General features: G+C 57.1%; 14 protein-coding genes. 7 read left to right on the forward strand and 7 right to left on the reverse strand.

Features of this window, described 5'->3' with window-relative positions:
- Positions 1-21: 21 nt before the first annotated feature.
- Positions 22-1,047 carry a YrzE family protein gene (locus GEAM_RS22055; protein ID WP_034796187.1) on the reverse strand — a complete coding sequence of 342 codons (1,026 nt, stop codon included), beginning with the start codon at positions 1,045-1,047 and terminating at the stop codon, positions 22-24.
- A gap of 365 nt (positions 1,048-1,412) precedes the next feature.
- Between GEAM_RS22055 and GEAM_RS22060 the strand changes: the two genes are divergently transcribed.
- From GEAM_RS22060 to GEAM_RS22090, 7 genes are all read left to right on the forward strand, one after another.
- Positions 1,413-2,813, forward strand: a complete 1,401-nt coding sequence (locus GEAM_RS22060) for an ATP-binding protein (protein WP_051899615.1) — start codon at positions 1,413-1,415, stop codon at positions 2,811-2,813.
- A complete protein-coding gene (locus GEAM_RS22065) occupies positions 2,803-3,465 on the forward strand; it encodes a response regulator transcription factor (RefSeq protein ID WP_034796188.1) in 663 nt (220 codons plus the stop codon). Before GEAM_RS22060 ends, GEAM_RS22065 begins: the two co-directional genes overlap by 11 nt.
- Positions 3,462-4,292, forward strand: coding sequence for a DUF2861 family protein (locus GEAM_RS22070; protein ID WP_034796189.1), 831 nt, complete (start codon positions 3,462-3,464; stop codon positions 4,290-4,292). Before GEAM_RS22065 ends, GEAM_RS22070 begins: the two co-directional genes overlap by 4 nt.
- Positions 4,293-4,379: 87 nt before the next feature.
- On the forward strand, positions 4,380-5,333 hold the full coding sequence (locus GEAM_RS22075) for a hypothetical protein (RefSeq protein WP_210435897.1): 954 nt from the start codon (positions 4,380-4,382) through the stop codon (positions 5,331-5,333).
- A gap of 108 nt (positions 5,334-5,441) precedes the next feature.
- The gene (locus GEAM_RS22080) at positions 5,442-6,740 is read left to right on the forward strand and encodes an NtaA/DmoA family FMN-dependent monooxygenase (RefSeq protein ID WP_034796190.1); all 1,299 of its coding nucleotides are present in this window, start codon (positions 5,442-5,444) and stop codon (positions 6,738-6,740) included.
- A gap of 157 nt (positions 6,741-6,897) precedes the next feature.
- Complete coding sequence (locus tag GEAM_RS22085) at positions 6,898-7,119, forward strand: putative periplasmic lipoprotein (protein WP_034796191.1); 222 nt, start codon at positions 6,898-6,900, stop codon at positions 7,117-7,119.
- A 132-nt stretch (positions 7,120-7,251) separates the two neighbouring features.
- Positions 7,252-7,473 carry a hypothetical protein gene (locus tag GEAM_RS22090; RefSeq protein WP_034796193.1) on the forward strand — a complete coding sequence of 74 codons (222 nt, stop codon included), beginning with the start codon at positions 7,252-7,254 and terminating at the stop codon, positions 7,471-7,473.
- 18 nt (positions 7,474-7,491) lie between these two features.
- Here GEAM_RS22090 and lldD read toward each other — a convergent pair whose 3' ends face one another.
- From lldD to GEAM_RS22120, 6 genes are all read right to left on the reverse strand, one after another.
- On the reverse strand, positions 7,492-8,637 hold the full coding sequence (gene lldD, locus GEAM_RS22095) for an FMN-dependent L-lactate dehydrogenase LldD (protein ID WP_034796195.1): 1,146 nt from the start codon (positions 8,635-8,637) through the stop codon (positions 7,492-7,494).
- Positions 8,638-8,680: 43 nt separating this feature from the next.
- Positions 8,681-9,916, reverse strand: coding sequence for an L-fucose:H+ symporter permease (gene fucP, locus GEAM_RS22100; RefSeq protein ID WP_034796196.1), 1,236 nt, complete (start codon positions 9,914-9,916; stop codon positions 8,681-8,683).
- 95 nt (positions 9,917-10,011) lie between these two features.
- Complete coding sequence (locus GEAM_RS22105; RefSeq protein WP_034796197.1) at positions 10,012-10,356, reverse strand: L-rhamnose mutarotase; 345 nt, start codon at positions 10,354-10,356, stop codon at positions 10,012-10,014.
- Positions 10,353-11,129: an L-fucose dehydrogenase gene (locus tag GEAM_RS22110; protein WP_034796198.1), complete on the reverse strand. Its 777-nt coding sequence runs from the start codon at positions 11,127-11,129 to the stop codon at positions 10,353-10,355. Before GEAM_RS22110 ends, GEAM_RS22105 begins: the two co-directional genes overlap by 4 nt.
- Positions 11,126-11,983 (reverse strand): amidohydrolase family protein, encoded by an 858-nt coding sequence (locus GEAM_RS22115; RefSeq protein ID WP_034796199.1) that lies wholly within the window; start codon positions 11,981-11,983, stop codon positions 11,126-11,128. The genes GEAM_RS22110 and GEAM_RS22115 overlap by 4 nt, the downstream gene beginning before the upstream one ends.
- A gap of 25 nt (positions 11,984-12,008) precedes the next feature.
- Entirely contained in the window at positions 12,009-13,286 is a 1,278-nt protein-coding gene (locus GEAM_RS22120) for an L-fuconate dehydratase (protein ID WP_034796200.1), read from the reverse strand.
- Between the last annotated feature and the right edge of the window lie 4 nt (positions 13,287-13,290).

A 13,290-nucleotide genomic window follows, 5' to 3' on the forward strand; every position in this document is an offset into this window, starting at 1 on the left:
TAACAACGACTTACTTCAGGCTTATCTTAATGGACGTTGATCGCTAAACACCGCGCGTGGCTGAGTGCGACGACCCAAAGCCCCCATAGCACCGGCGAGAACGGCTTCAACAATCAGTAAGAAGAAGGCGAACCAGCTGGCTTTCGCCGTCGCGGCAGCGGCTTTATCGGCGGCTTCGCGGGCTTTTTGCTCGGCTTGCTGTTTCAACTCTTCATATTTTGCTCGGGCCTGTTGATAGCTTTTCTCGGTCTGCGCGACAATCTGTTCCACTTCCTGATCGCTTTTACCAGTACGTGCTTTAATGATATTTTTCAACGCGTCACGGTCAGCAGCCTGGAATGTACTCTCATTGCGCTGAACTAAACCTTTAATAAAGTTGACGACGTCGGTGTCGGCGGTTTGTGGATGATTAGCCGTATTTGCAGCTTGATTTTGGGCATTGTTAACTTCTCCCTCAGCTTTATTTTGCAAATTCTCAGGTTGTAATTCTGGCTTGCCGGTTTGGCGCAGCGTGGTCTCCAGTTCATTCTGCAAACTGTCGAGATTAATATTATTTTCTCCCAACTTGTCTTTTACCATCTGAGTCACCGGCGGCGCGGCGGCTGATATTCCGCTACCCAATGTCTGTAGCCCGCTACCAACCACGCTGGCTGCGCCGCTCACCGCGCTATTAACCACCACCACCAAGAACCACAGGCTGATTAAGGTATTGACCCCAAACATTAATACTCCATGCAAAGCCCCTTCGCGCTGGGCCAGACGGCCGCTGGCGTAGCCCCCGGCAGCAATGGAAATCAGCATGCTGACGCCGGTCCAGATCAGGGCGCCGGTACCAATGTGGTCTAACGGATTTTGCTCTTTCAGCGGGTCAATGGTGCTAGCCCCCACTGCGGTACCCAAAATGGATAACAGTAAATAAACTACGATTGAAATAATGACGCCGGCGAAAATAGCGCTCCATGAAATACGTTTTAATGGCACACCGTTTACCGGTTCTACATAAGCTTCATTGTAATGAGCCGATGTAGGAGCAGAATGATCGTTCATAGACTCTCTCCCTTTATTACCATGCTTTTCATCTTTGAATGTTCGAGCGCGAATTCATTATTCGTGCGCCAGGTCACTAATTTCACGTAGAGTAATTACGTTGTATTAGCTGACTTAATGTTAGTCAGAGAATCAGAATTGCACCAACAAATCTTTACTTAAGCAAAATTAGCAGAATATGTTTCGATAACCCCATGAATTCACATTCAAATAGAACCAGTAGATAAAGTGTGGATATAAATAAAATTCTGCGATGAGTAAATGAGAACAATAAAATTCAATAAATAAAGGCCGTTTTGCTGAGTTGGGATTTTTGGTATTGCAGGGCATAATCGCGGCATTCTCAGCAAAGGAGTGCGACACCCATGAGGGAGAAAGTCAGGAAGTTTGGCCTGATATTTTGTAGCGCGCTGCTATTGGGCGGCTGCTCGGCTGCGCCTTTATCTCAGGCGCTGCGCGATTTCTCTCGCTTGTTGGATGGTGCGCCGGTTCTGGGTCAAGTTTCACTCAGCCCGCTGCGCCAGCTTGATCCGCTGCTTTTACGCCCAGCCTCTCTCTACCCTCAGCTCAACGAAATGCCACTCCCCGCGTTATCCGCGCTTTATCAATACAGCCAGCACTGCTCGGGATCGCTCGAGGGTATTCCGCCGGCTTTTCAACAGTTTGAACAGGCACAGTGCCAGCAGACTGATTTGCCGGAGCAGTGGTTTGTGGCTCACCCCGTCTATCCGCTGGGGGGCAGCACGGCGTGGCACTATCTCCAGCGCCATCCTGCCGAGGCGGGGCGATTGCAGGCTTACCTGCATGTGCGGGAAAGGCCGCAGGCGCTGGGCGGCGTCGGTCAGCTATCGGATGACAATCTTGACGCGCTGGCGAATGGTCAAACTTGGCTGATGCAGGACGGGGTTCTGTGGCGTCAGCAGGCCCAGCAGTGGCTGCGCTATGCGCCTGAGGTCTGGCAGCCGCTGGCCAAGCGCGCGGGAGTTGAGCTGGTGGCTGCCGGAGGGCGATGCGACGTCGTGCTGGGTACCCTGTGCGCCATTCCCGCCACCAGCTATGCCAACGGTTGGCGGGTATTGCTGGCCGTGGCGCTGCTAGCAGCCCTGTTGGCCTTAGGCTGGACAGGCTGGCAGCGGCGGCGATTACAGCAGCGCCAACGGTTTATTGTGCAGATGCTCACCCATGAATTACGTACGCCGATCAGCCAGTTAGGGAATGTGGTCGAGCATTTCCGCCGCGATTTTGACAGCCTGTCGGCGGATGCGCAGGCAGGGTTCGGCGAACTGGCCGACAGCGTGCAGCGTATGCGCCAGATGGCCGAGGCCAGCAGGCACTATCTGGCCGGAGACGGCATTCGCGACGTGCTGGAAGCGCCGGTAAAAATCACCTTGAGCGACTGGCTGTGGCATATCGCCGAGGCGCATCCCGGCCTGACATTTTGCCTTGATAGCGACCTTGAGGTTGAACTGCCGCTCTATTGGTCCAGCCTGTGCCTGAATAATTTGCTCGATAACGCATTTCGCCACGGCAAACCTCCGGTGCGTCTTTGCGCCAGTTGCCGCAACGGGCGGCTGATTTTAGAGATCAGCGATGGTGGAGATCTGGGTGTCAAAGCTCTGCCCCAGCTGCGCCGCGAGCTCTCTTCCCGCGCCGGGATGGGGCTTGGCCTGAGCATCGTCCAACGCGTAACCCGCAGATTGGGCGGCAAACTGACTCTCAGCGGCCCGCCGACCACTTTCACTTTGGAGCTGCCTTGTGAACAGTAAAACCCAACATAGCCTGCTGCTTATTGAAGACGACGCCGCGCTGGGGCAGGGATTGCAGCTGTTTTTGCAGCAGGAAGGCTTTAACTGTCAGTGGCTGAGCGAGCTGAGTCAGGTGGAGCGCCACTGGCATCTGGCGGACTTGGTTATCCTCGACCGGCAATTTCCCGATGGCGACAGCCTGAAGTACTTACCCAACTGGCTGGCGAAAAAGGCGCTGCCGGTGATTGTGCTGACCGCCCGGGTCAATGTGGAAGACCGGGTTGCCGGTCTGGAAGCCGGGGCGCGAGATTACCTCAGCAAACCTTTTGCTCACGTGGAGCTGCTGGCCCGCATTCGCGCGCAGCTGCGGCCGCTGGGGGAGGGGCAATTGGGCAGCGGCGAGCTGCTGCTGTTCCCTTCGCGCCAGTCGGCCAGTTGGCAGCAAAAAGAGGTGGCGCTGACCGCCACCGAGTTCGCCCTGCTGGCGATGTTGGTGCAGATGGCCGGGCGGGTGTTTACTCGCGATGAGCTGCTCAATCAGGTATGGGGCTACCAGCATTTCCCCTCGACTCGCACGGTAGACACTCATATTTTGCAACTGCGGCAAAAGCTGCCCGGCATTGCTATCAGCAGCGTGCGCGGCGTGGGTTATCGTTTGGATAAATTATCATGACGCCGAAAATTCTTTCTGCCCTGTTGCTTACGCTGGCGATGATTCCTCCCGCAAAGAGCGCGCTGCCCGCGACGCCTCTCGAGCCGGTGTATCACGCCTTATTCAGCCAGCAAGATGCTCAGGCGTGGCAGCAGCTGATTAACCTTTGGCCGCAGATGAGCAGCGCCGCGCAGCGCGACGCATGGCGACAGGCGCTGGACGCCGTTGTGTCTCGCCAATGCGGCAATGACCTGCCGATAGCCGCGCCCGCGTGGTTAGATCACCCGACGCTGGTGCTGATACAGCGCGATATTCCTCTCAATCGGATTTACCGCGTGCAGTTCAGCGGCAAAAGTTTGCGACACGACCTGCACATCTCCCTGACATTGCTAAACGGTGAAGAGTTGATGGATGAGGCCAAGGCCGAATATGACCCAGACCAGCAATTTAGGCTGAACAGTCAGGAGCGCGGCGAACCGTTCCCCGCCGGCATTTATCAATTAACCGTCCGTTCGGGCGGCGATGTGTGGCAGCAAACTTTGGCGTTGCAGGGCAGCGGCGGGCTGAACTGGCTCCAGCGGCAGGGGCAAAAAATCATTCTCCAGCCGCCAACTGTGCCAGCGGCCTGCCCACCGGTGTGGCTTGAGCAGACGTTGCTGCGCCGTAGCGACTTCCAACAAATCTGGTGGCAGCGCGGCGACAATCTTCAGCTCAAGCCGTGGCCACAGCGCGCGGATGCCGACGCCATCTGGGCCAATATGTCGGTCATTCGGGTGGAGGCGCGGGGAGGTTTGACCCTGCGGCTGGAGCATCGCCTCGCTGGGCCATTGCTGACATTGCAAAATTAGTTTTGCATCCTGACATTGCTCTGACAATTCCCCCCGGAGCCACCGCCATACTGTTATTCCTATCTCAGTGGAAATAAGGTTTCAGGTATGCGATTCATCATTATGTTTATTCTGTTTGCCCTGTTATTTGCCAGCAGCGTGCAGGCCGCCACGCCACAAAATTATCTCTTTACTGATTCTGACCAGTTGGAAAATATCCACCCGCTGTTGCAACGAGAGGATATTCAGGGCGTGCAGATTGTCTATTCTTGGAAGCAGCTAGAGAAGGCCAAAGGCCAGTATGATTTTTCGGCCATCGAAAAGGATTTAGCGTTCACCAATAAGCTGCATAAGAAACTGTTTATTCAACTGCAAGATCGCTTCTTCGAGCCGCAACATAAAAATATCCCGAGTTATCTCCAGCAGGAGCCTCAGTATCTCGGCGGCCTGATGGAGCAAACGGACAACCCCGGAGAAGGCAAGCCCGAGGGTTCTGGCTGGGTGGCGATGCAGTGGAATCCGGCACTTAGGCAGCAATATCAACAGCTTTTGGCCGCACTCGCCAAGAACTTTGATGGCAGAATTGCCGGGATCAACTTGCCGGAAACCTCTATTGATATTGATGAAAAACAAGCCGCAAAACGTGGTTTTACCTGTGAGCGTTATTTCGCCGCTACGCAGGAAAATATGCTGTTTGCCAAGTCGGTGTTCAAGAAATCTTATGTCGTGCAGTACGTCAACTTCTGGCCGTGCGAATGGAATAACGACCATGGTTATATGTCACGACTGTTTGAGACGGCTCAGGCCAATAATATTGGGCTAGGCGGCCCGGATATTGTTCCCTATAAAAAGGGTCAGATGAAAAATGCATATCCGTTTTTCCATCAATACAAAGGCAAGTTGAATCTGGTGGCGATGGCTGTACAGCAGCCCACGCTGACCTATACCAACCCTAAAACCCACAAGAAATTCACCGAGCAGGAGTTTATCCAGTTCGCTGAAAACTACCTTGGGGTGAATATTATTTTCTGGACCACCGCCGCCCCTTGGCTGCGCCAGTAACTGCCCTGATTATCTTATATTGTGGAAAGCTCATGCCTTTTTCTTGGTAGCCAATAAAAAGCACCGCGCCCTATTTTATAGGTTTGGCTTAGCAAAGAAGGGAATACCGTGGCTGGAAACAACAGAAGACGCTTAAAAACGCTGGTGGGGGCGGGAAGTTACCTCTATGCCGCCAACGACTCGCGGCCATTACCGGGCATAAAACGCGCCGTTGAGTTGGCGCGTAAGGCCGAAGCGCAGAAAATCACCGGGCTGTTTACCGCCGACTTACTGCAAGCCGATCCCGCCGGTTTGGCGGGTTCTACCGGCAGTCAGGATCCGCTGATCACGCTGGCGGCACTCAGTCAGGTCACCGAGCATATCGGTCTGGTCGCCACGGTGTCGACCACCTATCAGCACCCCTATAATCTGGCCCGGCTGGTAGCGACGCTGGACCACGTCAGCGGCGGTCGCGCCGCGTGGAACGCCGTCACCTCCTCGGTAGGGGAAGAGAATTTCGGCGGGACTAATCTGCCAGACCCCTCCCAGCGCTATGCCCGCGCGGCAGAGTTTATTGCCGTGCTGAACGCGCTGTTTGACGCCAACGACTCCAGCGCGGTGCAGCGCACGGCGTCCGGCGGCACCAAGATTGACCCATTAAAGCTGCATCCGGTGAATTTCCACGGTGATTTTTTCCGCGTGCAGGGGCCGCTAAACGTGCCGGTTCCCCCTCAGCGGCGGCCGGTGCAGTTTCAGGCCGGGCAGTCGGAAGAGGGCGTTTCGGTCGGCGCGCGCTACGCCGAAGTGATTTACACCTCGCAGCCGACCTTCGAGGACGCCGTGGCCTTCGTCGAACAGCTACACCAGCGGGCGCGGGCCTATGGCCGACATGACAACCTGCCGTTTGTGATGAACTCCTTCCATTCGGTGATTGGCGAGAGCGACGCCGACGTGGCGCGCCGACTGCGCGAAAAGCACGAACGCATCGACTATCAGCAGGGGCGGCTTAAATTGGCCGATATGTTGGGTGGCGAGATTGATTTGAGCGAGGTGCCCCTTGACCAGCCTCTGCCCGCTAGCCTGCTGCCCGACGTGGCGCAGGTCAACCGCCGTCGCGGCCGCGCGGAGATTTTCAAACGCTTCGCCCAGCAAGGCTTAACCGTGCGCGAGTTGATCATTCAGGCGCAGGAAACTGGCCACTGGTTTAACGCCGGGACGCCGGAACAGCTGGCTGACGCCATTGAAAAACGCTATCACGCCGGGGTGCTGGATGTGATTTCCCTCCACGGTTTGGGCCAGCCCGATCAGGAAGATTTGCTGCTCAACGGCCTGCTGCCCGAGTTGCGAAAACGCCACCTGCTCGACGAGGATTATCTCGGCGATACCTTCCGCGAGAACCTCGAACTGCCGCCGCTTACGCTTTCTTAGCACTTGGCGCAGAGTTCTCGCGGTTCATTGCTGAAACTTTACATTCCAAATAATTTGCAAATATTCCCCGATAATGGCGCGCGATAGAAAAGTGGTAAAGTCGCGCGATAATCACCCAGCCTGCCATTGCAGAGGGTGACACCATGAAGGGAATACCATGAAAAAATTCATTATCGCTGGGCTATTGGCAACCTTACTGGCGGGCTGCGCCACCAACTCTCCGTGCCCGCCGATGTACGACTCCGAAGGCCGTTTGGTTCACACCAATACCTGTATGAAAGGCACTACGCAGGACAACTGGGATACCGCAGGCGCCGTCGCCGGTGGTGTTGCCGCCGTCGCCGCCGTGACCCTGGGTATCGTTGCCTTAACCAAGTAACCCGAGATCTCGCTCTGCATCACGCCCGCTTATTGCGGGCGTTTTTGTTGGTGCTAAAACAGTTATTTTCGGTCTGGCAATAATGAGAGTAAAAGCGCTAAGCTGGGTAAAAGGACTTAGGAGGAAGTTGCTATGGCTCGCTTGGTGATTGATCTATCTGAAAAGGAACTTCAACGGTTAGATGAGCTGGGAACCTTGTTACAGGTTCCCCGAGATGAGGTTATTCGAAACGCCATCACTGCATTGGCGCGCACCAGCGGCCTGATTCAGAATGACTCAGCTTTTGGGCTCTGGGCAAACCAGTCGGTCGAAGGCGTTGCCTTTGAAAACCAGCGTCGTGACGAGTGGCGATAATCACTTTGTCTGACTAGGTTAACCAAAACGCCCCGCCACCAAAGAATCTCTACTGATATCGGCGATGGTCTTCGCGCCGGTCAGGGTCATGGCGACGCGCATTTCTTTTTCGATCAATTCTAACAAGTTTATCACCCCGGCTTCGCCTGCGGCGGCGAGGGCGTAGACGAAGGCGCGGCCCAGCAGCACGCTGTCGGCACCTAGCGCAATCATGCGCACCACGTCCAGACCCGTGCGGATGCCGGAGTCGGCCAAAATCGTGATATCCCCTTTCACCGCGTCGGCGATGGCGGGGAGGGCGCGAGTGGTGGAGAGCACGCCGTCCAACTGGCGGCCGCCGTGGTTGGAAACGATGATGCCGTCTGCGCCAAACCTCACTGCGTCTTTGGCGTCTTCCGGGTCAAGAATGCCTTTGATGATCATCGGCCCTTTCCAGAATTCGCGGATCCACTCCAAATCCTTCCATGAAATCGATGGGTCGAAGTTGGCGCCTAACCAGCCGATATAGTCCTCAAGGGTGGTGGGTTTGCCGCGATAAGCCGAGACATTGCCCAAGTCGTGCGGCTTGCCGTTAAGGCCGACATCCCACGCCCACTGCGGGTGCGTCACGGCTTGCAGAATGCGGCGTGCGGCGGCGTTTGGGCCACTCATGCCGGAATGAGCGTCGCGGTAGCGCGCCCCCGGCACTGGCATGTCGACGGTGAACACCAGTGTTTTGACGCCTGCCGCCTGCGCGCGCTCCAGCGCATTACGCATGAATCCACGGTCCTTCAACACATACAGCTGGAACCACATCGGCCGATCAATGGCTGGCGCCACTTCCTCAATTGGGCAAACCGACACGGTGGAAAGCGTGAAAGGGATGCCTTTCTTGGCGGCGGCGCGCGCGGCCTGCACCTCGCCACGGCGGGCGTACATGCCGGTTAACCCCACCGGGGCGAGAATAACCGGCATCGCCAACTGCTCGCCGAACAGCGTGGTGGCGGTGCTCAGCTCAGACATATTATTAAGAATGCGCTGGCGCAGCGCGATGTCCGCTAGGTCGGCGGTGTTACGGCGTAACGTATGTTCGTTGTAGGCACCACCATCAATATAGTGGAACAGGAAGGGTGGCAGCCTGCGCTGCGCGGCCGCCCGATAGTCAGTTGAAGCAGAAATAATCATAATGGTTCAGCATTCCTTTGAATTTCCCGGCAAGCCTGTGCGCTTAACGCGCTCTCTGACGTAAACCATAGACCAGCACCACGGCAAAACAAGCCAGCGGCAGGAGATAGGAGACCGCGGTGTCGTAATGGTCAGCGACCGCGCCCATCAGATAAGGCATTATTGCCCCGCCGACAATCGCCATGATCATCACCGAGCTGGCGCGTTTGGTCTGTTTGCCCATGTCCTTGACGCCCATGGCGAAAATAGTGGGGAACATGATCGACATAAAGAAGAACACCGCCACCAGCGCGATCACCGAGACATTATCAATCCCCGCGACCACGATGCCGCACAGCACAATGTTAATGATGGCGTAGGTCACCAGCAGGGTGGCCGGGCGCACAAAGCCCATCAGCCACGTGCTGAAGAAGCGGCCAATCATAAAGCTCACCAGCCCAATCGACAGCAGATAAGAGGCATTTTGGTTCGACAGGGTGTGCCAGTGCTCGGTGGTGTAGTTGATGAAGAACGCGCCGACGCCAACCTGTGCCGCCACGTAGAAGAACTGCGCAATCACGCCGCCGGTAAAGTGAGCGTGCTGCCACAGGCCTTTCTCCACGCCGCTGGCCTGCTCAGATGCAGAGCCACTCTCGCGAATATCCGGCAGCTTGGTGCGGCCAAACAACAGGGCAATCAGCAGCACCAGCACGGCGATGGCAACATAGGTTATTTTTACCGAATCGAGGCTTTCTGAGGCCGGGCCTTGGGTGGCGCTGAAGAACAGCGAGCCGCCAATGATTGGCCCAACGAACTGGCCTAAGCCGTTGAAGGATTGGGCTAAATTCAGGCGGCGCTCGGCACCCGCAGGCTCACCCAGCACGGTGGCATAAGGGTTGGCGGCGGTTTCCAGACAGCCCAGACCTAAAGCAATCACGAACAGCGCCAGCAAGAACATGGCGAAGCTGCTGGCTCCTGCGGCGGGCACAAACAGCAGCGCACCAAGGGCGTAGAGGCACAGGCCTACTAAAATCCCCGCCTTGTAGCCATATCGGTCCATAAAGAAACCGGCGGGTAGGGCGATGACGAAGTAAGCGCCGAAGTAAGCCGCCTGAAGCAGACCGGACTGGGCTTTATTGACGTGCAGCACTTCCTGAAAATGCTTGTTAAGCACGTCGAGCAGGCCGTAAGACAAGCCCCAGAGGAAGAACAGCGTAGTGACTAACATAAAGGCCAGCCGGAAGCCGGAGGCCGCTTTTTGCCCTACATAAGCAGGGTTTTCGGTTTTATTGGCGAGCATGGTTAATTCCTTGATATCTGGTTGCAGGGTTTGTTTCAGCACGAGGCTGGTTTTTTATGTCAGATAACTTGAAAAACAATCTCTTAGGTTACGAGCTAGGGTTGGTCTGCCAGCGTAAAAATCCGCTTCAGCGCCACCCACTTTTCACCTGCGGGCGTCCATGGCGTGGGCCGCTGATATTTCCACATCAGCTTTTCCCATTCGCAGATTTTTGGGTTCTCCTGACTGCGAAGGGCGAACTGCTCGCCGTCGAAGTCATCCGTGGTGTCCATCACCATAAAGAGCCGGTTGCCCAGCTGGTAAATCTCCATCTCCACAATGCCGTGCTGGCGCAGATGCTCGGCGACTTCCGGCCAGATGCGCTGATGGTGCTGCTGATACTCGGCGATCAGCTGGGGGTCATCGATCAAATCCAGCGCCTGACAGAAGCGGCGGCTCATGTCAGCGCCCGGTCAAGGTGGGTGTAGCCGCCGTCGACCGACAGCCATTGGCCGGTGGTATGCGAGGCACGGGACGAAAGCAGGAACACCACGGTGTTGGCAATCTCCTGCGGCGTGGTCATACGCTGGCCGAGGGGGATATGTGAGGTGATTTGGCTCAGTTTTTCTTCCGGCTTATCAAAGCTTTTAATCCAGCGCTCATACAGCGGGGTCATCACCTCGGCGGGGATAACCGCGTTGACGCGAATGCCGTCTTTGAGCAGCGCGGCGGCCCATTCGCGAGTCAACCCCAGCACGCCGCCCTTGGCAGAGGCATAGCCGCTGGTGTTGCCTTGCCCGGTCAGCGCTGTTTTGGAGCTGATATTGACGATGGCTCCCCGGCTGGCGCGCAGCGCCTCAAGGCTGAGGTGGGCCATCAGGTAGTAGTGGATCAGGTTCTGCTCAAGCGAGCGCACAAAGGCTTCGCGCCCGGCGTCGAGTCCTACGCTGTCATTGACTCCGGCGTTGTTCACTAAGCCGTCGATGCTCCCATAGCGGGTCAACACCTCTTTTACCGCCCGCGTGCAGCTGGCTTCGTCGCGCAGCTCGGTGAGCACAAAGCTGGCCTGTGGTTGAAACTGTTGCAGCTGGTGCATCAGCTCGTTGGCCGGTTCGGTATTGCTGATGATCACCGGAATGGCCCCTTCTTCGGCCAAGGTCAGCGAGATGGCGGCCCCGATGCCGGAGCCGCCGCCGGTGACGATCACCACTTTGTTGTCGAGATGCAGATTCATGGGTACTCCAAAAATGAGTTTTGCAGGTTGTACAGGCGATACGCGTTGCCACCGAAAATGGCGTCCTGCTGGTCGCGGCTCAGCGCGGCGGTGGCGCGTTGGCACAGGGTCAGCGCGTCTTGGTAGCTCCCTGCTAGCAGGCAGACCGGCCAGTCGGAGCCAAACAGCAATCGCTCAGGGCCGAAGGCGTCCAGCGCCACGTCGAAATAGGGCAGTAGGTCATTAGGCGTCATGCCCGCCGGGCGCGGCTCGGTTAACAGGCCGGAGAGCTTGCAGCTGACGTGCTCCAGCGCGGCAAAAGGCGCAATCTGCTGCGCCCAGTGGCGGGCGCCTCGGCTGAGGTCAGGCTTGCCGAAATGGTCCAAAATCAGCGCGTGTTGGTCATGGCGTGCGGCGAACTGCGCGCCCTCGTGCAGATGGCGATGAGTGACCAGCAGCTCATAGACATAACCCTGCTGTTGCAGCTGGCGAAGACCGCGATTTACCGCGCCGTCGCTCAGCCACGCCGCCGGGTTGGCTTCATCCTGCACCTGATGGCGAATGCCGCGCAGCAGCGGATGGGCCAGCTGTTCGAGCTGTGCTCCCAGCTCTGGCGAAGCAATATCTACCCAGCCGACCACGCCTTTTACGTAAGATGTCTGCTCGGCAATCTCCAGCAGCCAGCGCGACTCTTCAATGCTGGAGCAGGCCTGGACCACCACCGAGGCCTGAATTTTGTGACGTTGTAACGCCGTTGCCAGCTGTTCAGGCAGTAAATCCTGCTTCAGCACCGCCATGTCGTCGCTTATCCAGCGATAATCTCGCGGCTCGTAGCGCCAAAAATGCTGGTGGGCATCGATTCTCGGCTGGCTCATCGCGTCTGCTCCTAAAGCTGCGCCATCAGGCGTGGTGGCGATATTGGTCGATAGACGCCTGATGCATCTCGATAGAGAAGCCCGGCGCTTTCGGCGGCATGTAGGCCGCGCCCCTAATGTCGCAAGGATGGAGGAAGTGCTCGTGCAGGTGATCCACATACTCAATCACCCGGCCTTCGTGGGTACCCGCGATGCAGAGATAGTCAATCATCGATAAGTGCTGCACGTATTCGCACAGCCCGACGCCGCCCGCGTGTGGGCAAACCGGCAGGTTGTACTTGGCGGCCATCAGCATCACGGCCAGTACCTCGTTAACGCCCCCCATGCGGCAGGCGTCAATCTGCACCACGTCAATGGCTTCGCGCATGATGAACTGTTTGAACATGATGCGGTTCTGGCACATCTCGCCGGTGGCGACTTTCACCGGGGCCACGCCTTGGCGAATTTTGCGGTGTCCCTCGATGTCATCCGGGCTGGTGGGTTCTTCGATAAACCACGGCTTGGCGAAGGCCAGCGCGTTGACCCACGGGATGGCGTCATTGGTTTCCCACACCTGATTGGCGTCAATCATCAGCTTGCGGTCCGGGCCGATAACTTCACGAGCGATGCGTACGCGGCGAATGTCGTCTTCTAAATCGCGGCCGACTTTCAGCTTCAGATAATCAAAACCGGCGTCCACCGCTTCTTGGCACAGGCGGCGCAGCTTGTCGTCGGGATAGCCCAGCCAGCCTGCCGAGGTGGTGTAACACGGGTAACCTTCGGCCAGTAGCTTCTCGACGCGCCGTGCCTTGTTGTCGGCGCGCTGCTGCAGCAGCGTCAGGGCTTCCTGCGGCGTGATGCAGTCGGTGATGTAGCGGAAGTCGATGCAGCGCACTAGCTCTTCTGGCGACATGTCGGCCACCAGTTTCCACAGCGGTTTGCCTTCGGCTTTGCTCCACAGATCCCACACCGCGTTGACTACCGCGCCGGTCGCCAGATGAATGGCGCCCTTGTCCGGCCCAATCCAGCGCAGTTGGCTGTCGCTGGTGAATTCACGCCAGAAAGCCCCCATATTGGCGGTGATAGTCGCCAAATCGCGGCCAATCACCAGATGCTGCAACGCATTGATGGCGGCGCAGCAGATTTCATTGCCACGCCCGATGGTAAAGGTCAGGCCGTGCCCGGCCAGCGACGGGTTATCGGTCTCTAAAATGACGTAAGCCGCCGAGTAATCCGGGTCCGGGTTCATGGCGTCCGAGCCGTCGAGTGCCAGCGAAGTCGGGAAGCGAATATCTTCAACACGTAATGCAGTGATGGTGGTCATGAGT

This window comes from Ewingella americana ATCC 33852, assembly GCF_000735345.1.
GTDB lineage: Bacteria > Pseudomonadota > Gammaproteobacteria > Enterobacterales > Enterobacteriaceae > Ewingella > Ewingella americana.

Coding starts and splice junctions, on each gene's coding strand:
- GEAM_RS22055 (WP_034796187.1), bottom strand. CDS start 1,047: ATGAACGATCATTCTGCTCCTACATCGGCTCATTACAATGAAGCTTAT.
- GEAM_RS22060 (WP_051899615.1), top strand. CDS start 1,413: ATGAGGGAGAAAGTCAGGAAGTTTGGCCTGATATTTTGTAGCGCGCTG.
- GEAM_RS22070 (WP_034796189.1), top strand. CDS start 3,462: ATGACGCCGAAAATTCTTTCTGCCCTGTTGCTTACGCTGGCGATGATT.
- GEAM_RS22075 (WP_210435897.1), top strand. CDS start 4,380: ATGCGATTCATCATTATGTTTATTCTGTTTGCCCTGTTATTTGCCAGC.
- GEAM_RS22085 (WP_034796191.1), top strand. CDS start 6,898: ATGAAAAAATTCATTATCGCTGGGCTATTGGCAACCTTACTGGCGGGC.
- GEAM_RS22090 (WP_034796193.1), top strand. CDS start 7,252: ATGGCTCGCTTGGTGATTGATCTATCTGAAAAGGAACTTCAACGGTTA.
- lldD (WP_034796195.1), bottom strand. CDS start 8,637: ATGATTATTTCTGCTTCAACTGACTATCGGGCGGCCGCGCAGCGCAGG.
- fucP (WP_034796196.1), bottom strand. CDS start 9,916: ATGCTCGCCAATAAAACCGAAAACCCTGCTTATGTAGGGCAAAAAGCG.
- GEAM_RS22105 (WP_034796197.1), bottom strand. CDS start 10,356: ATGAGCCGCCGCTTCTGTCAGGCGCTGGATTTGATCGATGACCCCCAG.
- GEAM_RS22110 (WP_034796198.1), bottom strand. CDS start 11,129: ATGAATCTGCATCTCGACAACAAAGTGGTGATCGTCACCGGCGGCGGC.
- GEAM_RS22115 (WP_034796199.1), bottom strand. CDS start 11,983: ATGAGCCAGCCGAGAATCGATGCCCACCAGCATTTTTGGCGCTACGAG.
- GEAM_RS22120 (WP_034796200.1), bottom strand. CDS start 13,286: ATGACCACCATCACTGCATTACGTGTTGAAGATATTCGCTTCCCGACT.